Origin of the sequence: Streptococcus infantis (assembly GCF_019929665.1) — a bacterium.
Lineage (GTDB): Bacteria > Bacillota > Bacilli > Lactobacillales > Streptococcaceae > Streptococcus > Streptococcus infantis_H.
On sequence record NZ_JAHZPZ010000001.1, the window covers coordinates 226497 to 249322 of the forward strand.

The 22826-nt window shown below is 39.2% G+C and carries 12 protein-coding genes, 1 tRNA gene and 1 other RNA gene; 10 read left to right on the forward strand and 4 right to left on the reverse strand.

Annotation, left to right across the window (positions count from 1 at the left end; genetic code table 11):
* Positions 1–108: 108 nt before the first annotated feature.
* A complete protein-coding gene (rlmB, locus tag K1I61_RS01075) occupies positions 109–837 on the reverse strand; it encodes a 23S rRNA (guanosine(2251)-2'-O)-methyltransferase RlmB (RefSeq protein WP_223332767.1) in 729 nt (242 codons plus the stop codon).
* 44 nt (positions 838–881) lie between these two features.
* Positions 882–1493 (reverse strand): peptide deformylase, encoded by a 612-nt coding sequence (gene def / locus K1I61_RS01080; protein WP_223332768.1) that lies wholly within the window; start codon positions 1491–1493, stop codon positions 882–884.
* A gap of 147 nt (positions 1494–1640) precedes the next feature.
* On the opposite strand from def, the gene K1I61_RS01085 reads away from it, so the two are divergent.
* From K1I61_RS01085 to K1I61_RS01105, 5 genes are all read left to right on the forward strand, one after another.
* On the forward strand, positions 1641–2957 hold the full coding sequence (locus K1I61_RS01085) for a CapA family protein (RefSeq protein ID WP_223332769.1): 1317 nt from the start codon (positions 1641–1643) through the stop codon (positions 2955–2957).
* A 23-nt stretch (positions 2958–2980) separates the two neighbouring features.
* A complete protein-coding gene (locus K1I61_RS01090; RefSeq protein ID WP_223332770.1) occupies positions 2981–3808 on the forward strand; it encodes an HAD family hydrolase in 828 nt (275 codons plus the stop codon).
* Between the two features lies 1 nt (position 3809).
* The gene (locus K1I61_RS01095; RefSeq protein WP_223332771.1) at positions 3810–4445 is read left to right on the forward strand and encodes an SGNH/GDSL hydrolase family protein; all 636 of its coding nucleotides are present in this window, start codon (positions 3810–3812) and stop codon (positions 4443–4445) included.
* Between the two features lie 61 nt (positions 4446–4506).
* Positions 4507–4854: a transfer-messenger RNA gene (gene ssrA, locus K1I61_RS01100) on the forward strand.
* 359 nt (positions 4855–5213) lie between these two features.
* Positions 5214–6548 (forward strand): Nramp family divalent metal transporter, encoded by a 1335-nt coding sequence (locus K1I61_RS01105; RefSeq protein ID WP_223332772.1) that lies wholly within the window; start codon positions 5214–5216, stop codon positions 6546–6548.
* Positions 6549–6628: 80 nt separating this feature from the next.
* Here K1I61_RS01105 and K1I61_RS01110 read toward each other — a convergent pair.
* A tRNA-Ser gene (locus tag K1I61_RS01110) sits at positions 6629–6716 on the reverse strand.
* Between the two features lie 158 nt (positions 6717–6874).
* On the opposite strand from K1I61_RS01110, the gene K1I61_RS01115 reads away from it, so the two are divergent.
* The 3 genes from K1I61_RS01115 to K1I61_RS01125 are packed head-to-tail and all read left to right on the forward strand — an operon-like array spanning position 6875 to position 10478.
* Positions 6875–7615: a DeoR/GlpR family DNA-binding transcription regulator gene (locus tag K1I61_RS01115; RefSeq protein WP_223332773.1), complete on the forward strand. Its 741-nt coding sequence runs from the start codon at positions 6875–6877 to the stop codon at positions 7613–7615.
* A complete protein-coding gene (gene pfkB, locus K1I61_RS01120) occupies positions 7612–8523 on the forward strand; it encodes a 1-phosphofructokinase (protein WP_223332775.1) in 912 nt (303 codons plus the stop codon). The genes K1I61_RS01115 and pfkB overlap by 4 nt, the downstream gene beginning before the upstream one ends.
* On the forward strand, positions 8520–10478 hold the full coding sequence (locus K1I61_RS01125; RefSeq protein WP_223332780.1) for a fructose-specific PTS transporter subunit EIIC: 1959 nt from the start codon (positions 8520–8522) through the stop codon (positions 10476–10478). The genes pfkB and K1I61_RS01125 overlap by 4 nt, the downstream gene beginning before the upstream one ends.
* Positions 10479–10579: 101 nt before the next feature.
* On the opposite strand, the gene K1I61_RS01130 is transcribed toward K1I61_RS01125, so the two are convergent.
* On the reverse strand, positions 10580–12901 hold the full coding sequence (locus tag K1I61_RS01130) for a hypothetical protein (RefSeq protein ID WP_223332782.1): 2322 nt from the start codon (positions 12899–12901) through the stop codon (positions 10580–10582).
* Between the two features lie 500 nt (positions 12902–13401).
* On the opposite strand from K1I61_RS01130, the gene K1I61_RS01135 reads away from it, so the two are divergent.
* Positions 13402–15684, forward strand: coding sequence for a DNA translocase FtsK (locus tag K1I61_RS01135; protein ID WP_223333179.1), 2283 nt, complete (start codon positions 13402–13404; stop codon positions 15682–15684).
* 327 nt (positions 15685–16011) lie between these two features.
* The gene (locus tag K1I61_RS01140; protein WP_223332783.1) at positions 16012–22770 is read left to right on the forward strand and encodes a SpGH101 family endo-alpha-N-acetylgalactosaminidase; all 6759 of its coding nucleotides are present in this window, start codon (positions 16012–16014) and stop codon (positions 22768–22770) included.
* Positions 22771–22826: the final 56 nt, after the last annotated feature.

Consider the following 22826-nt stretch of genomic DNA (forward strand, 5'->3'; position numbering starts at 1 on the left):
AGCTTTTTGGAGTCTAAAAGACGAACAAAAAGTTCAATCAGCTACCGCGTCAAAGTTTGATTGCTAATAAAAAGTGAGGTCGGGATCTTTTGTCCCAACCTCACTTTTTTATAATCGATTGCGGAAGACTTCGTACATAAGAATAGCAGCAGCAACGCTTGCATTGAGACTCTGTACATGTCCATTCATTGGAATAGTGATCATCTCGTCCACCTGCTTTTTGATGTTACTTGAGATACCTTTTCCTTCATTTCCGATAATAAGGGCGACCTTTCCGCTGGTGTTCCATTTATGGCAAGGAGTTCCATTCATATCAGTTCCAAAGGTCCAAAATCCTTCTTCTTTTAGCTTGTCCAAGGTTTGGCTGAGATTGGTAACGCGAGCAATGGGGACGTGCTCGATAGCACCTGTTGCTGTTTTTGCAACGACAGGAGTAACACCAACAGCTCGATGCTTGGGAATAATGATGCCTGAAACATTGGTTGCATCGGCTGTTCTTAGGATAGAACCTAGGTTATGAGGGTCAGTTAGTCCATCGAGGATTAATAGTAGTGGGTTTTCTTCTTGACGAGTCTGAGCAAGAATCTGCTCAAGTTCAGTGTAGGCAAATTCAGAAACACGTAGGACAAAACCTTGGTGGACAGCTCCTTCAGTCATTTCGGAAAGAGATTTTTTTGAAGTCCAAGAGATAGATACTTTCTTTTCAGTCGCCAGTTCCTTGACTTTTTCTACATTCTTACCTCGTAAATCATCCTGGAGATAAAGTTTATTTCCAGTATTTGCTAACAGTGCTTCGGTAACGGCGTGAACGCCATAGACAATATCATTTGTTTTCATGGCTCTATTATAACATAAAACCCCGTCTTTCAACGGGATTTTCTTTATTCCAGAATGAGTAAACCTTCTTTGACTGCGAAAGGATCCTTTTCATTGATACGATCATAAAACATAACACCATTTAAGTGGTCGATTTCATGTTGTACAACGATGGAGTTGTAGCCTTTTAGCTTGATGCGATGCTTTTCGCCATCTTTGTCAAAGTAGTCGACAGTTACTCGAGCATGGCGGATAACATAACCTGGGACAGCACGATCGACTGATAGGCAACCTTCTCCCTCTCCTAGAGCAGCGTCTTGGACTGAGTGTGAGACAATCTTAGGATTGTACATAACAGCTTGTAAGTCATAGGCTTCTTGAGGTGTTTCACCTTCCTCGGTGATATTAGGAACTAAAACAGCAATGATGCGTTTTGAGATATCTAATTGTGGTGCAGCAAGTCCGACTCCTCCACGTAGACCTAACTTTTCAGCCATAACTGGGTCTTGTGAATGTTTCAAAAATTGCATCATTTTCTCACCAAGGATGATATCTTGATCGCTCAATGGGAAATTGACTTCCTCGGCAACTGCACGTAGAGTTGGATTTCCCTCGCGGATAATATCTTTCATGTCAATTAAATGTGAAGCTTTTGTAATACGTTCTATAGCAGACATCTTCTCTCCTTCCTTCCATTACAATTCAATGATAACACAAAATAGTTGAGAAAGAAAGTCATAGAAGTTGCTAATAAAGGGAAATAGCTATTTGTCTGTGGTATAATAAGGTAAGGAGAATTGCATCAAAAAGCAAGGAGAAAAGATATGGAAAAACGTAGTAGAAGAAAAAAGCAATCAGGATTACCAGTTGTCAGAGAGTCTATCCAATTTTTCAAAAACTATCGACAGTGGAGTAATAAAACCTTTGTTTTTGTGTTGTTGATTGTTGTTGCGATTTCGATGGCTTTGACTTTATTAGCTCAAGGAATAAAGGGAGTTCCATTGTGGAATAGGAATGCACCTGCAGTGAGTCAGAATTCAGAATCTAAAGGTAAGAATTCCGTAACGGAAGAAGAAACGAGTGTTCGCATCATGGCAAATGGTGACCTCCTCTATCATATTCCGATCTATCGAACTGCCCTAAAGGAAGATGGGACTTATGATTTTCATGAAAACTTTGAGTATGTAAAACCTTGGCTCAAACAAGCAGACCTAGTTATTGGTGATTTTGAAGGAACCGTAAATAAAGACCACTATCTTGCAGGTTATCCTTTGTTTAATGCACCAGGAGAAGTCATGGATGCTATAAAGGATGCTGGTTACCAAGTGTTAGACTTGGCTCACAATCATATCTTAGATTCTCAGATTGAGGGAGTTTTTTCAACTGCTGATGCTATCGAAAAAGCTGGAATGACTCCAATCGGAGTTTACACCCACGAACCAAGAGATAAGGCGCCTATCGTCATCAAGGAAGTCAAGGGCATAAAAGTTGCTCTTCTAGCTTATTCTTATGGCTTTAACGGTATTGAAGAATACATTTCTAAAGAAGACTACGACAATCATCTTTCTGACCTTAACGAAGAGAAAATGAAGGCAGAAATTGAACGAGCTGAAAAAGAAGCAGATATAACGGTTGTTATGCCTCAGATGGGAATTGAGTATCAATTAGAACCAACAGAAGAGCAAAAGGAACTCTACCATAAAATGATCGATTGGGGGGCTGATATTATCTTCGGTGGACACCCTCACGTTGTTGAACCAGCTGAGACAGTTGAAAAAGACGGGGATAAGAAACTCATCATCTATTCTATGGGAAATTTCCTATCAAATCAGCGTATTGAAACCATGCAGGATGAGGAAAATGCCAAATGGACAGAACGTGGCGTTCTCATGGACGTGACTATTAAGAAAAAAGCAGGAAAGACTACGATTGAGACTGCTAAAGCCCATCCTAGCTGGGTTAATAGGACACCAAAAGGAACTTATTCTCCAGAAGGTTATCCACTCTATCTATACCAGACCTATATCTTAGATGATTTCATTGAGGGTGGGAAATATCGTAGCCAGTTAGATGATGAAACCAAGGAACGGATTGATACAGCCTACAAAGAAATGAATGAGCATGTAGGTTTGAAATGGTAGCAATGGAGAGCGAGAAGAAAAAGATGGACATTAGAGTAATTGCGACGGATATGGATGGAACCTTGTTGGATACAAAAGGACAACTAGAACTTCCTCGCCTAGAAAAAATTTTGGATAAGCTGGATCAACGTGGCATTCGTTTTGTCATTTCAACGGGAAATGAAGTTCATCGTATGAGACAATTACTGGGACATTTAGCAGAGAGAGTGGTTCTCGTAGTTGCTAACGGTGCTCGGATATTCGAGAACAATGAATTGATTCAAGCACAAACTTGGGATGATGCCATGGTTGATAGGGCTTTAGCTCATTTTAGAGGTAGGGAATGTCAGGATCAGTTTGTCGTAACTGCGATGAATGGTGGTTTTGTAAAGAAAGGTACTGTTTTTACAGAACTTGATAAATTTATGACTCCAGAGATGATTGAGAAGCTCTATCAACGAATGAACTTTGTTGATGAATTTGACTCCAGTCTCTTCGGTGGCGTTCTCAAGATGAGCATGGTAGTTGGTGAAGAGCGATTGGATTCGGTTTTACAAGAAGTTAATGATTTGTTTGATGGTCGTGTTCGAGCTGTTTCCAGCGGTTATGGCTGTATTGATATCTTACAAGATGGGATTCATAAAGCGTGGGGGCTAGTAGAATTGCTCAAACGTTGGAACTTAAAACCTGAACAAATCATGGCCTTCGGTGATAGTGAAAATGACATTGAAATGTTAGAGTTGGCCGGAATTTCATACGCTATGGAAAATGCAGAAGAGTCTGTTAAGAGAGTTGCGACAAAAGTAGCTCCAGCCAACAGTCAGGCAGGTGTTTACAAAGTTTTAGAGAACTGGCTAGAAAGAGGAGAATAACTTGGCAGTACAGCTATTAGAAAACTGGCTCTTAAAAGAGCAGGAAAAAATTCAAACCAAGTATCGTAAACTCAATCAGATTTCGGTAATTGAACCAGATATCATCTTTATCGGAGATTCTATTGTTGAGTATTATCCCTTGCAGGAATTGCTAGGAACAACAAAGACCATTGTGAATCGAGGTATTCGTGGTTATCAGACCGGACTTTTACTAGATAACCTTGATGCCCATCTTTATGGTGATGCAGTGGATCAAATTGTGCTTTTGATTGGGACCAATGATATTGGGAAAGATGTTCCAATGAGTCAAGCATTAACAAATCTTGAAAGTGTAATTCAAAGTATTTCTCGTGACTATCCGCTGTCACAGATTAAGCTAGTTTCTATTCTGCCAGTTCATCAAGGGGAAGAATACAAACAGACAGTTTATATTCGTACAAATGAGAAAATCAAGGTCTGGAACCAAGCCTATCAAGATCTAGCTTCTGCCTACATGCAGGTAGAATATGTATCTGTCTTTGAAGAGCTACTCGATCAGGAAGGGCAACTCAAATCAGACTATACAACAGATGGGCTTCACCTTAGCGTTTCTGGCTATCAGGCTCTATCAGAAACCTTGAAAACTAGACTTTTCTGAACATCTACTTGCATTTTTGCTTTTTTACCATAGATAGGGTATAATAGTTCTATTGTCTTTTGGGGTCGTTACGGATTCGACAGGCATTATGAGGCATATTTTGCGACTCGTGTGGCGACGTAAACGCTCAGTTAAATATAACTGCAAAAAATAACACTTCTTACGCTCTAGCTGCCTAAAAACCAGCAGGCGTGACCCGATTCGGATTGCTCGTGTCTGATGATAGGTCTTATTATTAGCGAGATACGATCAAACTTTGTCTAGCAGTTTGGTAAGAGATTTATAGGCTCGCAGTTCCTAGGCTTGAGTTATGTGTCGAGGAGCTGTTAAAACAATACATATCCTATGGTTGTAGACAAATATGTTAGCAGGTGTTTGGACGTGGGTTCGACTCCCACCGGCTCCATTAATAATTTACATTGTTTTGTAAATCTTTCTAAAACGTTGTTTTTACAACGTTTTTTGTTTTATTCTTTAGTATTCCTTGGTATTCTTTTATACAAAAAGGATACAATTTTCAGTTGTATCCTAAATATTAAATCAAGTCCTGAATTTTCTTAAGTTTTTATCATATTTTCTGTTATAATTAAGGTGCCTTAAGAAAAATATTAAGGTGCCTTAAGAAAAATATTAAGGTGCCTTAAGAAAAATAATGAAAAAACTAAATGTTTTTCATATAGTTTTCATTGTTTTAATAGTTTAAAGTCAATCTTATTTTTCTCTAATAGAAAATAATGAAAAAGTAGGTTTAGAAAGAGGTGAGTAGCTATGTCTTCTCATAAAAAAGTGTCACTCTCTGAGATTAATCAATCTATCGATACTCCAAATAACAATCATTTCTGGCAAAATTTAAAGGCCTTCTTGGGTCCAGGTGCCCTTGTGGCTGTAGGGTATATGGATCCAGGAAACTGGATAACCAGTGTGGTTGGAGGTGCATCCTATAAGTACAGTCTCTTATTTGTCATCTTGATTTCATCACTCATTGCTATGCAGCTTCAGCAGATGGCAGGAAAGCTTGGAATTGTAACTCAAATGGACTTGGCTCAAGCAACAGCTCGTCACTCACCAAAGTGGTTGCGTTATGGTTTATGGGTGATTTTGGAGTTGGCCTTGATGGCGACAGACCTGGCAGAAGTTCTAGGTTCAGCCATTGCTCTCAATCTTCTCTTTAAGATTCCGATTATGATAGCCATCCTTTTGACGGTTCTAGATGTCTTTCTCTTATTGCTTTTGATGAAATTTGGCTTTAAGAAGATAGAAGCTATTGTGACAACACTGATTTTAACGATTTTAGCAATCTTTACTTATCTGGTAGCTTTATCAAATCCAAGTTTCCAAGGAATCGTTGAAGGTTATCTGCCAAATGCAACCTTATTTGAGAGTCCTTTGCCAGGACATGAAAGTCAATTAACATTAGCCTTGGGGATTGTAGGTGCGACGGTTATGCCCCATAACCTCTATTTGCATTCTTCCTTATCTCAAACTCGGAAAATCAATCACAAGGACAAGGATGATGTTCGAAAAGCCGTGCGCTTTATGACCTGGGATTCAAATCTTCAACTGTCCTTGGCCTTTATCGTTAACTCCCTTCTATTAATCCTCGGGGCGGCCCTCTTTTTCGGCCATGCATCCGAGATTTCTGCCTTCTCTCAAATGTATAACGCCCTGCAGGATTCCACCATTGCAGGAGCTATAGCTAGCTCAACCTTATCAACCTTGTTTGCCTTGGCTTTATTAGCCAGTGGTCAAAATTCGACAATTACGGGTACCTTGACTGGACAAATCGTTATGGAAGGTTTCTTGCGTATGCGATTGCCTCAGTGGTTCATTCGTTTGGCAACTCGTCTCTTTGCCTTGTTGCCTGTCATGATTGTAGCGGTTGTGTTTGGTCATCAGGAAAAAACCTTGGATCAGTTATTGGTCTATTCGCAGGTCTTTCTTTCAATCGCTCTTCCGTTTTCAATCTTCCCTTTGATTTATCTAACTTCTAAGAAATCACTGATGGGCGAATTTACCAATGCTAAATGGAATACCATCCTTGGTTATATTGTTTCCATTATCTTAACAATTCTCAATGTGAAATTGTTATTTGATATTTTCTAAGAAATTCACCCGAGTTATAAAACAAACATATAAGAAAAAAGATACCCAAGATTTCTTGGGTATCTTTTTTAGAAAATAAACGGAAGACATGGGATTCGAACCCACGCACGCTTTAACACGCCTACCGCGTTTCCAACACGGCCTCTTAAGCCTCTTGAGTAATCTTCCACACTTACTAAAATAGTCTATCATAAAGGATTCATTCTTGCAAATAAATTTTTAGAAAAAGAAAATGATAGAAAGTGAAAGAAATTGACAAAAAATGCTTGACTTTGTTATTTTTTATGATAGAATGAATAATGTAATCGTTAACAGGAGGTAAACTAGTGCTAAAAAGTGAACGAAAACAGGTGATTTTAGAAGAATTGAAACAGCATAAAATCGTCTCACTTGAGAAATTAGTAGGTTTGTTAGATACTTCAGAATCAACAGTTAGACGTGATTTAGATGAATTGGAGTCCGAAAATAAACTTCGTCGAGTGCATGGAGGAGCAGAGTTGCCTCACTCCTTGCAAGAAGAAGAAACCATTCAAGAAAAATCTGTCAAAAACCTTCAAGAGAAAAAGTTGATTGCTCAAAAAGCATCTTCCCTCATCAAAGAAAAAGATGTTATCTTTGTAGATGCAGGAAGTACGACAGCCTTTCTCATTAAAGAATTGGAGCGAAAAGACATTACAGTGGTAACCAATTCCATTCACCATGCGGTTCAATTAGTGGATAAGCAAATCCCAACAGTCATTATCGGTGGTGGAGTCAAGATGACAACTGATGCCAGTATCGGAGGAGTAGCTCTCAATCAGATTAACCAACTGCACTTTGATCGTGCCTTTATTGGAATGAATGGTGTAGATGAAGGTTACTTTACAACTCCAGACATGGAGGAGGGAGCTGTTAAACGAGCTATTTTGGAAAATGCTAAACAGACATATGTTCTAGCAGATTCATCCAAGATTGGTCAGTCTTGTTTTGCTAAGGTAGCTCCTATAAAACGTGCTATTGTTATTACAAGTAAGGGTCAAGAGCTCTTGTCAGCTATCAAAGAGAAAACGGAGGTAATAGAAGTATGATTTATACAGTCACACTCAATCCATCTATAGACTACATTGTCCGTTTGGACAAAGTGGAAGTTGGTAGTGTCAATCGTATGGATAGTGATGATAAGTTTGCTGGTGGTAAAGGTATCAATGTTAGCCGTGTCTTGAAGCGTTTGGATATTCCAAATACAGCGACAGGTTTCATCGGAGGCTTTACTGGAAAATTTATCACAGATACTTTAGCTGAAGAACAAATAGAAACGCAATTTGTCCAAGTGGCAGAAGATACGCGTATCAATGTTAAGATTAAAGCCGACCAAGAAACAGAAATCAATGGGACAGGACCTAATGTTGAGCCCGAACAACTTGAAGAGTTAAAAGCCATTCTTTCAAATCTCACAGTAGAAGATACAGTAGTATTTGCTGGATCAAGTGCTAAAAACTTAGGCAATGTCATCTATAAGGATTTGATTGCCTTGACGCGTCAGACAGGCGCTCAAGTAGTCTGTGACTTTGAAGGTCAAACCTTGATTGATAGTTTGGATTATCAACCACTTTTGGTGAAACCAAATAATCATGAACTGGGAGCTATCTTTGGAGTCAAGCTTGAAAGCCTTGATGAAATAGAGAAATACGCTCGAGAATTGCTGGCTAAAGGTGCTCAAAACGTTATTATCTCTATGGCTGGTGATGGAGCCCTTCTGGTAACATCAGATGGAGCATACTTTGCTAAACCAATCAAGGGAACAGTGAAAAACTCAGTGGGGGCTGGTGACTCTATGGTTGCTGGATTTACGGGTGAGTTTGTCAAATCAAAAGATGCAGTAGAAGCCTTCAAGTGGGGAGTGGCTTGTGGAACAGCAACTACCTTCTCAGATGATTTAGCAACTGCAGCATTTATTAAAGAAACTTATGAAAAAGTTGAGGTAGAAAAAAGATGAAAATTCAAGATTTATTGAGAAAAGATGTCATGTTACTTGATTTGCAAGCAACTGAAAAAACAGCAGCTATCGAAGAAATGATTCATAGCTTGGTGGAGCATGGATACGTGACAGATTTTGAAACCTTTAAAGAAGGAATTTTAGCGCGTGAAGCTTTGACTTCTACAGGCTTGGGCGACGGTATCGCTATGCCACACAGCAAAAATGCTGCAGTTAAAGAAGCAACTGTTCTCTTTGCTAAGTCAAACAAGGGTGTTGACTACGAAAGTTTAGACGGGCAAGCAACTGACCTCTTCTTTATGATTGCTGCTCCAGAAGGTGCCAATGATACTCACTTGGCTGCCTTGGCAGAATTGTCACAATATTTGATGAAAGACGGATTTGCTGATAAACTTCGTCAAGTAACATCAGCTGATCAAGTCATTGAACTCTTTGACCAAGCTTCAGAAAAAGCTCAAGAGCCAGTTCAAGCTCCTGCAGATGAATCTGGTGACTTTATCGTAGCAGTTACAGCTTGTACAACAGGAATTGCCCACACATACATGGCCCAAGAAGCTCTTCAAAAAGTGGCTGTGGAAATGGGTGTTGGTATCAAGGTTGAGACCAACGGAGCAAGTGGTGTTGGCAACAAATTAACAGCAGAAGATATCCGCAATGCCAAAGCTGTTATCATTGCTGCAGATAAAGCAGTTGAGATGGATCGTTTCGATGGTAAACCATTGGTAAACCGTCCGGTTGCAGATGGTATTCGTAAGACAGAAGAGTTGATCAACTTGGCTCTTTCTGGTAATGCTGAAGTATATCGTGCTGCGAATGGAGCGCAAGCTTCAACAGCATCTAATGAAAAACAAAGTCTAGGTGGTGCCTTCTACAAACACTTGATGAGTGGTGTATCACAAATGTTGCCATTCGTTATTGGTGGTGGTATCATGATTGCCCTCGCCTTCTTGATTGATGGTGCTTTGGGGGTTCCAAATGAGAGTCTTGGAAATCTTGGTTCTTACCATGAGCTAGCTTCTATGTTCATGAAAATCGGTGGGTCAGCCTTTGGTTTGATGTTGCCAGTATTTGCAGGATATGTTGCTTACTCAATTGCTGAAAAACCAGGTTTGGTAGCCGGTTTCGTAGCTGGTGCTATCGCTAAAGAAGGTTATGCCTTTGGTAAAATCCCTTACGCTCAGGGTGGTGAAGCAACTTCAGCCCTTGCAGGGGTATCATCAGGTTTCCTTGGAGCCCTCGTAGGTGGATTTATCGCAGGTGCCTTGGTGCTCTTGGTTAAGAAATACGTGAAGGTTCCTCGCTCACTTGAAGGTGCTAAATCAATCCTTCTCTTGCCACTTTTTGGAACAATCTTGACAGGCTTTGTCATGTTAGCTGTTAATATCCCAATGGCCGCAATTAATACTGGTATGAACAACTTCCTTGGTGGTCTTGAAGGTGGATCAGCTGTCCTTCTTGGAGTCGTTCTTGGAGGAATGATGGCTGTCGATATGGGTGGGCCTGTCAATAAAGCAGCCTACGTCTTTGGTACTGGTACTCTTGCAGCAACAGTGGCAACAGGTGGTTCAGTAGCCATGGCAGCAGTTATGGCTGGAGGAATGGTTCCACCACTTGCAATCTTTGTGGCAACACTTCTCTTCAAGAATAAATTTACCAAAGAAGAACGTAACTCTGGTTTGACGAACATCGTTATGGGCTTGTCATTCATCACTGAAGGTGCGATTCCATTTGGTGCAGCAGACCCAGCTCGTGCTATCCCAAGCTTCATCCTTGGTTCAGCGGTAGCAGGTGGACTCGTTGGTCTTGCAAATATCAAACTCATGGCTCCTCACGGAGGAATCTTCGTTATCGCCCTTACTTCAAATGCTCTTCTTTACCTTGTCTTTGTCTTGGTAGGAGCAATTGTCAGTGGTGTCGTTTACGGTTACCTTCGTAAACCACAAGCAGTGAAATAAGTCAAATATATTTAGGGAACTATATATCTGTTTACAACAACAAGATGTAGTACTTCAATAATATCGAAAAAGACGATTTCCGTTTGGAAATCGTCTTCTCATTATTTCAATAGTTCATATTCAAATAATTTACTTTCAAGCTCATTTTCGTAGTAATCTGCTAGCCTTGTTTTAAGCTCTTTTAGTTTGGTGTTAACTTTTTCATTGTTGAATATCTTTTTATCATTACTATCTTTGTATGATGTGTTTATCTCTAATTCAATTTGATAAGTGCCATAATTGTATTCCGGATTGTATTCTTGAGTATCTTTGACTAGTTCAAGTAATTCATCGAAGACACCTAACAACATTAAGTCCGCTCTATCAAGCTTCCCATACTTTTCTTGTTCGACCAATTCTTTACGGACTATAGAGTTCTCATCTAAGCACATCTCGTTATTGTAAAATTTCCCATCAGAACCATGGAAGCTTAAACAATGATTCTTTTGAGATATGCAAGTCCATAACGTAGATTTTCTAAGAAAATCTATATCCTTTTTATACAAATCTCCTTTGTCGGCAGTTGTATAGTAAATATCTCTTTCATACCAGTTTTTTTGAGGATACTGCTTGGCAACAAACAAAACTGTCTGCTCTGCATAATTAGTTGTTCTAACTTGACTACCTCGTCCATGATATATAGCAATTCTAGTCATTCGTATGTCCTGCGGAGTAATACCAAAACCACTGGCTTCTATAACCGCTAAAATATTATCATTATAAACAGGTTTCCCATAGCTTTTCAGTGGCACTTCTCTACCATCGTAGCCAGTAGCAATTTTAGACAATACATCTGTTTTTACCTTTTTAGAATAAAATTCTCCTAGCGTTTTGTATACTTTTCTTATAGTGACATGCTTCACATCTTTAAGAATAGCATCCTCAGGTACATCAATGACTGCAGCCCCTTTCCCAGTTCCCCACTTTTTGTCATCTTTCCAAATCTCTTTAGCTGGAACAGTTAAACTTTCTGTTATGGTATCAACTTCATTCTTCCATTGTGCGACTAAAACAGAACTTTCTTGTGCTTTAAAATTCCCTCTATTTGCTAAAAAACCATCAACGAAAATTTTTTTCATCAATCCTACAGACTTCCAATACTTTACTGGTGCAAATAGGATGTAATAATCATGTTCATTTCTCATAAAATACTTCTCAAACGACCAAACAAATTGATTGAGTAAATCTTTTGCATGACTACTATCCCCAGTAAATTCATCGGACATCAATTTTCTTATATAGCTGTATTTATCTTTAGATTTAACATTTCCTTCTTGAGCACGGGCTAACTCGCTAGAATAAGGGGGATTTTCGAAACCAATAATCGCAACATTTTTGTCATCTATGACTTCTTGTAATGTATTATGTTTTCCATCTGTTTCCATTGGAATTGATAAAAACTCTTCTGATAAAGCATCTCCACCTGTTACTAAGTTCCCTTTGTTTGCTTGTACCAATGAAAGTGGTGGTATGATAGCCCGTACCTTCCCAATATATTTGTTATACAAAACAAGCCATTCTTTTATTTCATAAGTATTCAAGATGACATGGCTTAACTCTTCTTCAGTTAAATAATGCTCTAATGCTCCTGTACCAGCACATCTATCCAAAATAACATAGTCCATACCTTTAGGAAGACTGCTAATAGCTTGATGAACAAGTTTAGTTGCTTCTTTAACATAGGGTAGTGGTGTATAAAACGCTCCTAAATCTTTTCTATTTGCAGGGTCATTTAATGCGTCCATTACGGTGTCAAAATCGCTTTCGTCTCCACACCAAGGTAAGATATAGTTTTCGACTATTGAATTAGATGGTTGTTTGAGCATCTCAAACATTTGAGATTTAGTTGTTGTTTTATCGTGACGGTATATGTAGTTCGCCCACCCTAAAATGTTTGGAAAATCAATTTCAAATTTTTGATACTCGTCTATTTGGAATAATTCAAGCAATTCATGATTTTTAGGGCTTTTTGGTTGAAGAACGTCAAATTCAATTACTTTTTCAGGGTTAGTAGCATCTTTTAAAGTCTTCTGATTTACATTTTTTGATGCACTATTCGTATAATTTTGTAAAATTTCTAAACGATATTTAGTTGCATCATAAACACTTGCACGATTTTTATTTATATCAACTAAAACGATTTTGCTTGGTATAGGAATACCACCTTTAATCCTTAATTTAGACAGATAGTGGATAGCTTGAGTAAGCACAGCATTAAGATCAGCAATGCTATTTTTAAATTCAAACAGAGCTCCGTTAACGATACCATCAGTATTTTCGATTAAAATATCCTTTTCGTCAAAACCGAAACTTCTCCAGAAAAATAAATTGTCAGCTCTTTCATTTCCAGATTGCCAACTTCTATCAATAGCTAGAGGCGTCATTTTACACCTCCAACAATCAACCCATATAGTTGAGGAACAGCAGAAAAGACTTCTCCACAAAAACGTGAAAAAGCCTGTTTTAGTGCTTGACAAAAAACACGTCCGATTACATAATCAGCGTGAGCTGTGAGCTGTGAGCTGTGAGCTGTGAGCTGTGAGCTGTGAGCTGTGAGCTGTGAGCTGTGAGCTGTGAGCTGTGATTGCGTTCATACCAATCATTCCTTTACTTTTTGATAGTTTTATTATATCAAAATTTTAAAATTTTGCATATCTTCTTTTTCTGATGAACAGTCAGCTGGATCATAAAGGCTATCAAAAAGATGTTCTGAAATTGCTTAGAGAGGGAAACTATGGATAAGAAAATTTTTTTTGAATCTCTTAATACATAACTACTCAAGGAGGATATTGATCTTTTTAGAAATGGCGGTGAAATATGATATAATAGAAGCATGGCAAACAAGAATACAACTAAAACAAGACGAAGACCGTCTAAAGCAGAATTGGAAAGAAAACAAGCGATTCAACGAATGCTGATTTCCTTAGCTTTGGCTATCTGTTTAATTTTTGCAGCCCTCAAATGGGGAGCTGTCGGAATCACTGTTTATAACCTGATTCGCTTACTCGTAGGGAGTTTGGCATACTTAGCTATTTTCTCTCTCTTGATTTATCTATTCTTCTTTAAATGGATTCATAAACAAGAAGGCTTGTTAGCAGGTTTCTTCTTTATTTTTGCAGGCTTGCTCCTCATCTTTCAAGCTTATCTTGTCTGGAAGCTTAGCATGGCAAATGCTGTTTTTCAAGGAACGATTGGACAAATCTTTAAAGATTTAACCAGTTTTCAAGTAAGCGGTTTTGCAGGGGGAGGCTTGTTAGGGGTAGGTCTCTACATTCCGGTAGCCTTTTTGTTCTCAAACATCGGTACCTATTTCATCGGGGCAATCTTAATCCTAATCGGAGCTCTTTTAATGAGTCCATGGTCTATCTATGATATTGCTGATTTTCTTTCAGCTCGATTTGCTATCTGGATGGAGCGCCGTGAACAGAAAAAACAAGAGCGTTTTATCAAGCGTGAAGAGGAAAAGGCACGAAGAGAAGCAGAAGAGCAAGCAAGACTTGAAAAAGAAAGAGAAGAGCAGGCTTTGCTTGACATGCAGCCTGTAGATATGGAAACTGGAGAAATCTTATCAGACCAACCACTGCAAGAATTTCCTCCACTTCCAGAGGAGGAATGGATAGAACCTGAGATTATTCTCCCGCAAGCTGATTTTGATTACCCTGAAGAAGGAGACTATCCAGAGGAAGAAGTTTTTTCTGAAGATGATGATGACGAGGAGGTTGAAGTAGATTTTTCTGCTAAAAAGGCTTTGGAGTATAAGCTCCCAAGCTTGCAACTCTTTGCGCCAGACAAACCAAAAGACCAGTCTAAAGAAAAGAAAATCGTTCGAGAAAATATTAAAATTTTGGAAGAGACCTTCGCAAGTTTTGGTATTAAAGTGACTGTAGAAAGAGCAGAAATCGGTCCGTCGGTGACCAAGTATGAGGTTAAACCTGCAGTTGGTGTCCGTGTTAACCGTATTTCAAATCTAGCAGATGATTTGGCTTTGGCTTTGGCTGCTAAAGATGTCCGTATCGAAGCACCTATTCCTGGGAAATCCTTGGTAGGTATCGAAGTTCCTAACTCGGAAATTGCAACTGTATCCTTCCGTGAGCTTTGGGAACAATCTCAAACAAAACCTGAAAATCTTTTAGAAATTCCTCTTGGGAAGGCCGTTAACGGAACAGCTCGTAGTTTTGATTTGGCAAAAATGCCTCACTTGCTAGTGGCCGGTTCTACAGGTTCTGGTAAATCCGTTGCAGTTAATGGTATTATAGCAAGTATTCTGATGAAGGCTCGCCCGGACCAAGTCAAATTTATGATGGTGGACCCTAAGATGGTTGAGCTATCCGTATACAACGATATCCCTCATCTCTTGATTCCAGTTGTAACAAATCCTCGCAAAGCAAGTAAAGCTCTTCAAAAAGTCGTAGATGAAATGGAAAACCGCTACGAACTATTTGCTAAGGTTGGTGTTCGAAATATTGCCGGTTTCAATGCTAAAGTTGAGGAATTCAACGCTCAATCAGAGTACAAACAAGTACCTCTACCTTTAATCGTCGTGATTGTGGATGAGTTGGCTGACCTCATGATGGTTGCTAGCAAGGAAGTAGAAGATGCCATTATCCGACTTGGACAGAAGGCGCGTGCGGCTGGTATTCATATGATTCTTGCAACCCAGCGTCCTTCAGTGGATGTTATTTCTGGTTTGATTAAGGCAAATGTGCCATCACGTGTAGCATTCGCGGTTTCTTCAGGAACAGATTCACGTACGATTTTGGATGAAAATGGTGCTGAGAAATTGCTTGGTCGAGGGGATATGCTCTTTAAACCAATTGATGAAAACCATCCTGTTCGTCTCCAAGGTTCCTTTATCTCAGATGATGATGTGGAACGCATCGTAAACTTCATTAAGGCTCAAGCTGATGCAGATTATGATGAAAGCTTTGACCCAGGAGAAGTATCTGAGACAGAAGGTGAGTTTGGTTCTGGAGAAGATGGTGGAGATCCACTTTTCGAAGAAGCCAAGGCTTTGGTTATTGAAACTCAAAAAGCAAGTGCATCCATGATTCAGCGCCGTCTATCGGTTGGATTTAACCGAGCCACTCGATTGATGGAAGAATTAGAGATGGCTGGAGTTATTGGTCCTGCTGAAGGGACAAAACCTCGAAAAGTCTTACAACAATAATTGTTTGAAAATAGAATAAAAATTCAAGAAATTACCTTTCGAAAATGGGGATAATCTACTCTAATTTTTCGAAGGTGATTTCTTTTTTTATGCCTATGATTATAGGTGTTCTTGTAGTAAAAAGACTTTCAGTCTGGTTCGGAATTTAGATTTTACTTTTACTAATTTTAACTAATATAGTATTGATTTTTAAACCGGTTTTTGATATATTAAAATGGTATAAGAAATATTTATATGTTTAAAAAATAAGCGAAAATAATGAAGGGGGTTATTTTTTTAAGACAAAATGCAAACGCTTACTTTTTAAGCAGAAAGGAATAAAAAATAATGGATAAAAGATTATTTGAAAAACGTTGTAAATATAGTATTCGGAAATTTTCATTAGGTGTTGCTTCTGTTGTCATTGGTGCAACATTCTTTGGAACAAGTACTGTTTTAGCAGATACAGCGCAAACTGGTTCTACTGCAAATATGCCAGCTGATTTAGCAGCAGCTCTGGCAAATGCAAAAGATGATAATGGACATGATTTTGAAGCACCAAAACCTGGAGAAGACCAAGGTTCTCCTGAAGTTACCGAAGGACCAAAAACTGAGGAAGAATTACTAGAGAAAGAAAAAGAAGTTGCAGTAAGTTCAGCAACTGAAAATGAACTTCCAAAAGATTTGCGTGAAAAACTCGATAAGGCTGAAGATAGTGGACATTCTGCTTCAAAAGAAGATTTAGAAAAAGAAAATAAAAGTTTAGTTCCAGAAGATGTCGCTAAAACAAAAAACGGTGAATTGAACTACGGTGCGACTGTTGAAATTAAGAGCGAAGCTGGTATTGGTAGTGGGGTTGTTATCGGAGAAAATCTTGTCTTATCAGTATCTCATAACTTTATCAAGGATGTTCCGGATGGCAACAATCGTAAGGTAGCAGACAACATCGAAAGTGATAAGGATGTGTATACAGTTTCTTATGAAGGTGCACCAGACGTTAAGTTTAGTAAAAATGATGTAAAACACTGGGATCGTGAAGGTTTTCTAAAAGGTTATAAAAATGACTTAGCCATTGTCAAACTTCGCAAACCTCTTGCAAATGCTCCAGTTGAAGTTTTAGATAAACCATCTACCATTAAGGTAGGAGATAAGGTACACGTCTTTGGTTATCCAAAAGGAAAGCTCGATCCAATTCTGAATACAACTGTCGAAGCTATTAACAATCATGGCGAAGGCGTTCGTGGAATTAGCTACCAAGGAAGTGAACCTGGTGCCAGTGGTGGCGGAATCTTTGATGAAAATGGAAAATTAATTGGTATTCACCAAAACGGTGTATCTGGTAAACGTAGTGGTGGTATCCTCTTCTCACCTGCACAGTTAGAATGGATTCAAAACTATATCAAAGGTATTGAAACAACTAAACCAGCGGGTCTAGATGCACTTGATAAACAAGTTGAAGATAAAGAAGAAAAACCAAAAGAGGATAAACCTCAAGAAGAAAAACCAGCTGACAATAAGCCTGCAGAAAACAAACCAGCGGAAAACAAACCGGCTGAAGCAGCAACGGGAGAAACTAGTGACGCTACTGCCGAAGTGAAAAAAGAGTGGGACTCAGTAAGCCGTGTGAAAGGGAATGTTGAAGTCGTTGAAGAAGGCGGAGTACGCTACAACAAATTAACTTCAACAACGGCTAACGACAATGGAGCGAACGAAGCTTTATTTGAAAAAGCTGGATTACAGGCGGATGCGGAAGGAAATGTAAGCGTCGACTTAACGTTCAAGGCAAACACTCCTCCAGCTGAAACACGCTTTGGGGTATATCTAAAATATAAAGATAATGATAACAACATCTTTGTTGGGTATGACAAGGGCGGTTGGTTCTGGCAATACAAAGGACCAAATGTAAACACTTGGTATAGTAAGACTCGTGTAGAAGCACCAAATGTAGGTGAAGAAAACCACCTATCTATCGTTTACAAAAAAGACGGTCAATTAAATGCTACAAATAATGGACAAAATTTATTTAGCACAGAAGTTGTTCCAGAAGCTGTCAAGAACGCTTTAGCTGATGTGAATAAAGTTTACCTCAAAGCTGGTACTTACGGTACAGAATTATCTTCTGTATCGATCAAAGCGGATAACCAAGAAAACATTAAACCAGAAGAAGAAACTCCAGCTGTGGATGATGGGTTACGTCGCAATGACCAAGATGTTCACTATGAAACTTTACAATCAGAACAATTAAAAGCGATTATCGACACAGCGTTTCCACGTGTTAAAGAATATGAATTAGATGGAAAAACGTTAACAGGTCAAGTTCAAAAATTAGATAAAATGTCAATCAACGGTGTATTAGTCACTCCAGAAGTTCAATACCGTAAGATTGATGACACTACTGCAGAATATGTAATGAAAGTAAGAAACGATGATGAATTCATCAACGCTGAAATCACTGTAAAATTACAATTAGTCGGCAACGAAATGCACTTCGATGTGACAAAAGTAGTGAACAAAAACAATGTCGAAATGGGTAAACCAGTCGACAATGTTCGCAAATTAATCCAAACCATTGAATTCCCAGGAAACACACTTGTTTCTGTTGGTTCTAACAAACAAGGTGCAAAATTCGACGGAGCTCAAATGTCTACAAACACACATAACCGTGGAGACTATCATTTAGACTTGAAAGAAGGCAAGATGAATGAATATGCTTACGGCTTCATGTATGGATTTGTTTCTTCTAATGAATTAGCAGCATCTGTTTGGAGTAACTCTCAATTTACTTATAGAGGAAATGACTTTGCACGTTTAACAACAGCGTTAGAACGTGTTGAAGGCGTAAACTACTTAGGTATCCAAAGCTCACCTTACTGGTACCAACGTGCTTATAAGAACTTAGTATTCCCAGAATACACATTAGAATTACCAAGTTCTAAAGTAGTCATCACAAAAGACTTAAACAAAGATAATGTGGTGGACTGGCAAGATGGTGCGATTGCATATCGTAATATCATGAACAATCCTAAAGGGGCAGAATCTGTTCCAGATTTAGTAGCGTATCGTATTGCGATGAACTTCGCATCTCAAGCGCAAAACCCATTCTTAATGACATTAGATGGTATTAAGAAGATTAACTTACACACAGATGGTTTAGGACAATCAATCCTACTTAAAGGATATGGTAGTGAAGGTCACGACTCAGGTCACTTAAACTATGCGGATATCGGTAAGAGAATCGGTGGCGTTGAAGACTTCAAGAAATTATTAGCAAAATCAAAAGAATATGGAGCTAAAATCGGTATTCACGTTAATGCTTCTGAAACATATCCTGAATCTAAATACTTCAGCGAAGCGATTTTACGTAGAAACTCTGACGGGACATATATGTACGGTTGGAACTGGTTAGACCAAGGTATCAACATCGATGCAGAATATGACTTAGCTCATGGACGTTTGGATCGTTGGAAAGAGTTAAGAGAAAAACTAGGTGCTGACTTAGACTTCATCTATGTGGACGTTTGGGGTAACGGACAATCAGGAGATAACACTGCTTGGCCAACTCACGTACTTGCTAAAGAATTAAACTCTCAAGGCTGGCGTATGGCTATCGAGTGGGGCTTCGGTGCGGAATATGACTCAACATTCCAACACTGGGCAGCTGACTTAACTTACGGTGGATATTCACTGAAGGGTATTAACTCAAACATCACTCGATTCATTCGTAACCACCAAAAAGACTCATGGGTGGGTGACTATCCAAGTTACGGTGGTGCCGCTAACTATCCATTACTTGGTGGATATAACATGAAAGACTTCGAAGGATGGCAAGGCCGAAGCGACTACGAAGGATATATTCGTAACCTCTTCGAAAACAACATCATGACGAAGTACTTCCAACACTACAAAGTTTCTAAATGGGTGAACGGTGACCCAGTTGCGATGAGCGACAACGGTCAAAACTACAAGTGGACTCCAGAGATGGAAGTACATTTAACAAATGACAATGGGGACGAAGTGAAAATTGTTCGTCAATCAAACGACCCTAATAGCCCAGATTACCGTAAACGTGTCACAACATTAAACGGTCGTGTCATCGAAAATGGTAGAAGCTACTTAGTACCATGGAACTGGGATGAAAATGGTAAAGCTTTAACAGGCGACAAAGAAAAGATGTACTTCTACACAACTGAAGGTGGAACAACTGAATGGACTCTTCCAGAAGATTGGACTGGAGATAAAGTATACCTTTACCGTTTAACAGACCAAGGTAAGAAAGATGTTGTAGAATTAACAGTCGGCGCAGACCGTAAGATTCAAATTACTGGAGATGCGAACCAACCATATGTACTTTACAAAGCTCCTCAAGGCAAAAAGACAATGGTATGGAGTGAAGGTCTACACATCTATGACCAAGGATTCAACAGCGGAACATTAGATCATTGGGAAAAAACGGGTGACAGCGAACACGCTGAAATCGTGAAATCTCAAGGGGCTAACGAAATGTTACGTATTCAAGGAAACACTGAACGTGTGACATTGAAACAACGCTTAACAGACTTGAAACCAAATACAAGATATGCTGTTTATGTAGGTGTAGATAACCGAAGTGATGCACGTGCAGATATCACAATCCGTGTAGGCGACAAAGTGATTTCTAACTACACTAACAAATCAATCGCGAAGAACTATGTACAAGCACATGCGCATAACACACTTTCGAAGAACGCGACAGTGGACAATACAAGTTACTTCCAAAACATGTATGTATACTTCACAACCGGCGAAGATGTTTCTAACGTGACATTAGAACTTGGACGTGATGCGGATGCAGCAGCAACTTACTTCGATGAAATTCGTGTATTTGAAAATCAATCTGTAATGTACAACGAAAAACACGATACAGGAAATGGTAAATTCAAACAAGACTTTGAAGAAGTGCCTCAAGGTATCTTCCCATTCGTAGTCGGCGATGTTGAAGGCGTACAAGATAACCGTACTCACTTATCTGAGAAACACGAACCATATACTCAACGTGGATGGAATGGTAAGAAAGTCAACGATGTTATCGAAGGCAATTGGTCATTGAAGACGAACGGTTTATCAGGTTATGACAAACTCGTTTACCAAACAATTCCACAAAACTTCCGCTTCGAAGAAGGTAAGACTTATAAAGTAACCTTCGAGTATGAAGCAGGTTCAAATGGAGCATACTCATTCGTTATCGGTAATGGCGAAAATTCTCGTCGTAGCAAATTAACGAAATACGACTTAGAAAACACTTGGGAAAAATCATCAACTCCTAAGAAAGTAAGCTTCTATGTTACTGGTGAAAAAGGTGGAAACACTTGGATTGGTATTTACTCAAATGCGCGTGGTGCCGATACTAAAGGAGATACAGATAACAACGAAATCAACTTCAAAGGTTATAAAGACTTTATGTTAGATAACCTTGAAATTGAAGAAATTAAGTTAACTGGTAAGATGATCATCGATGAAGCATACGAAAAGAATACTCCAATCGTAAATGGCAACTACAAACAAGATTCATTAAATGCATATAAAGACGCTGTAGCAGCTTTATTAGAAGCAGACGATGATATTAGTGTGGATGACGCTAAAGCTCTTGTAGAACGCGTTAACGAGGCTAAAGAAAAACTTGCGGTGAAACGTAGCGCTCCAGATTGGGATGATATTCATGATCTTGATGCTCCTTATGAAGAAGCAGATAATGTATGGTATGCATTTGATGGAAATACAAATACTTTATGGCATACACCTTATGGAGTGAATAGCTTAGGAAAACCATTAACAGTAGAGTTCAATAATCCGATGGAATCAACTCGCTTTGAATATGTTCCTCGCCCTTCAGGTCCAAACGGACGTGTGATGAGCGGTAGCCTTACAGTGATTGATGAAAAAGGACAAGAACATAACTTTAGCTTTACTGGATGGGAAAATAATGCGAAAACAAAAGTGATTAACTTCGATGCTCCAATCAAAGTGAAGAAAGCAATCTTTACTGGTAACGAAACATACGGTGATCCTGGACATATTTCAGCAGCGGAATTACGCTTCGTCCTTCCAGTTGAAGAGGATAAACCATTAGATGAAGCTGCATACAATGCTGAAGTAGAACGTGTTCGTAAGATCGATCGTCAAGATGCGAAAGAATACTTGGCGGCTGTTGAAGCTTACAAGAATGGTCTTGCAGAACATAACTTATTAACTCCAAACGGACTTAATAAATTGGTAGAAGGCTTGAAAGAAATTAAAGAAACTGAAGAGCCAACTCCAGATCCGAAACCAACTCCAGATCCAGAGCCAACTCCAGATCCGAAACCAACTCCAGATCCGAAACCAACTCCAGATCCAGAGCCAACTCCAGATCCGAAACCAACTCCAGATCCGAAACCAACTCCAGATCCAGAGCCGACTCCAGATCCAGAACCAACTCCAGATCCGAAACCAACTCCAGATCCGAAACCAACCCCAGATCCAGAGCCAACTCCAGATCCAAAACCAACCCCAGATCCAGAGCCAACTCCAGATCCGAAACCAACTCCAGATCCGAAACCAACTCCAGATCCGAAACCAACTCCAGATCCAGAACCAACTCCAGAACCTGAAGTTCTTTCAAGTAAGGGAGAACAGCAACCACCAGTGGTTGAAATTCCTGAATTTACAGGTGGAGTTAATGCTGCAGAAGCGGCTGTTTATGACATTCCAGAGTTCAAGGGTGGCGTTAATTGGGTTGAAGCAGCTAAGAATGATGTTCCAGAGTTCAAGGGTGGAGCTAATTGGGTTGAAGCAGCTAAGAATGATGTTCCAGAGTTCAAAGGTGGCGTTAATTGGGTTGAAGCAGCTAAGAATGATGTTCCTGAGTATAAAGAAACATTAGGTGCAGAAGACAATCAGACAAGTCCAGTTGCAGAAGAACTTGATCAGAAACCAGCTCTTACACCAACACCTGCTATGCAAGCGGCACAAAAAGAAACAGAACAGCCTAAACTTCCTGAAACAGGTGAAGGCACAACTGAACACCTCTTCCTAGCTGGTCTTACATTAGCAATGTCTGCTCTATTTCTTCAAAAAAGAAAAGAAGATTAAAATATAATTGAGTTTTATACTATGAAAACTCAAACTCCTAACTTATTGTAATGGAG

Excerpts from the sequence above, each read along its gene's own strand:
- rlmB (WP_223332767.1), bottom strand. The coding sequence starts at position 837 with ATGAAAACAAATGATATTGTCTATGGCGTTCACGCCGTTACCGAAGCA.
- def (WP_223332768.1), bottom strand. The coding sequence starts at position 1,493 with ATGTCTGCTATAGAACGTATTACAAAAGCTTCACATTTAATTGACATG.
- K1I61_RS01085 (WP_223332769.1), top strand. The coding sequence starts at position 1,641 with ATGGAAAAACGTAGTAGAAGAAAAAAGCAATCAGGATTACCAGTTGTC.
- K1I61_RS01090 (WP_223332770.1), top strand. The coding sequence starts at position 2,981 with ATGGACATTAGAGTAATTGCGACGGATATGGATGGAACCTTGTTGGAT.
- K1I61_RS01105 (WP_223332772.1), top strand. The coding sequence starts at position 5,214 with ATGTCTTCTCATAAAAAAGTGTCACTCTCTGAGATTAATCAATCTATC.
- pfkB (WP_223332775.1), top strand. The coding sequence starts at position 7,612 with ATGATTTATACAGTCACACTCAATCCATCTATAGACTACATTGTCCGT.
- K1I61_RS01125 (WP_223332780.1), top strand. The coding sequence starts at position 8,520 with ATGAAAATTCAAGATTTATTGAGAAAAGATGTCATGTTACTTGATTTG.
- K1I61_RS01130 (WP_223332782.1), bottom strand. The coding sequence starts at position 12,901 with ATGACGCCTCTAGCTATTGATAGAAGTTGGCAATCTGGAAATGAAAGA.
- K1I61_RS01140 (WP_223332783.1), top strand. The coding sequence starts at position 16,012 with ATGGATAAAAGATTATTTGAAAAACGTTGTAAATATAGTATTCGGAAA.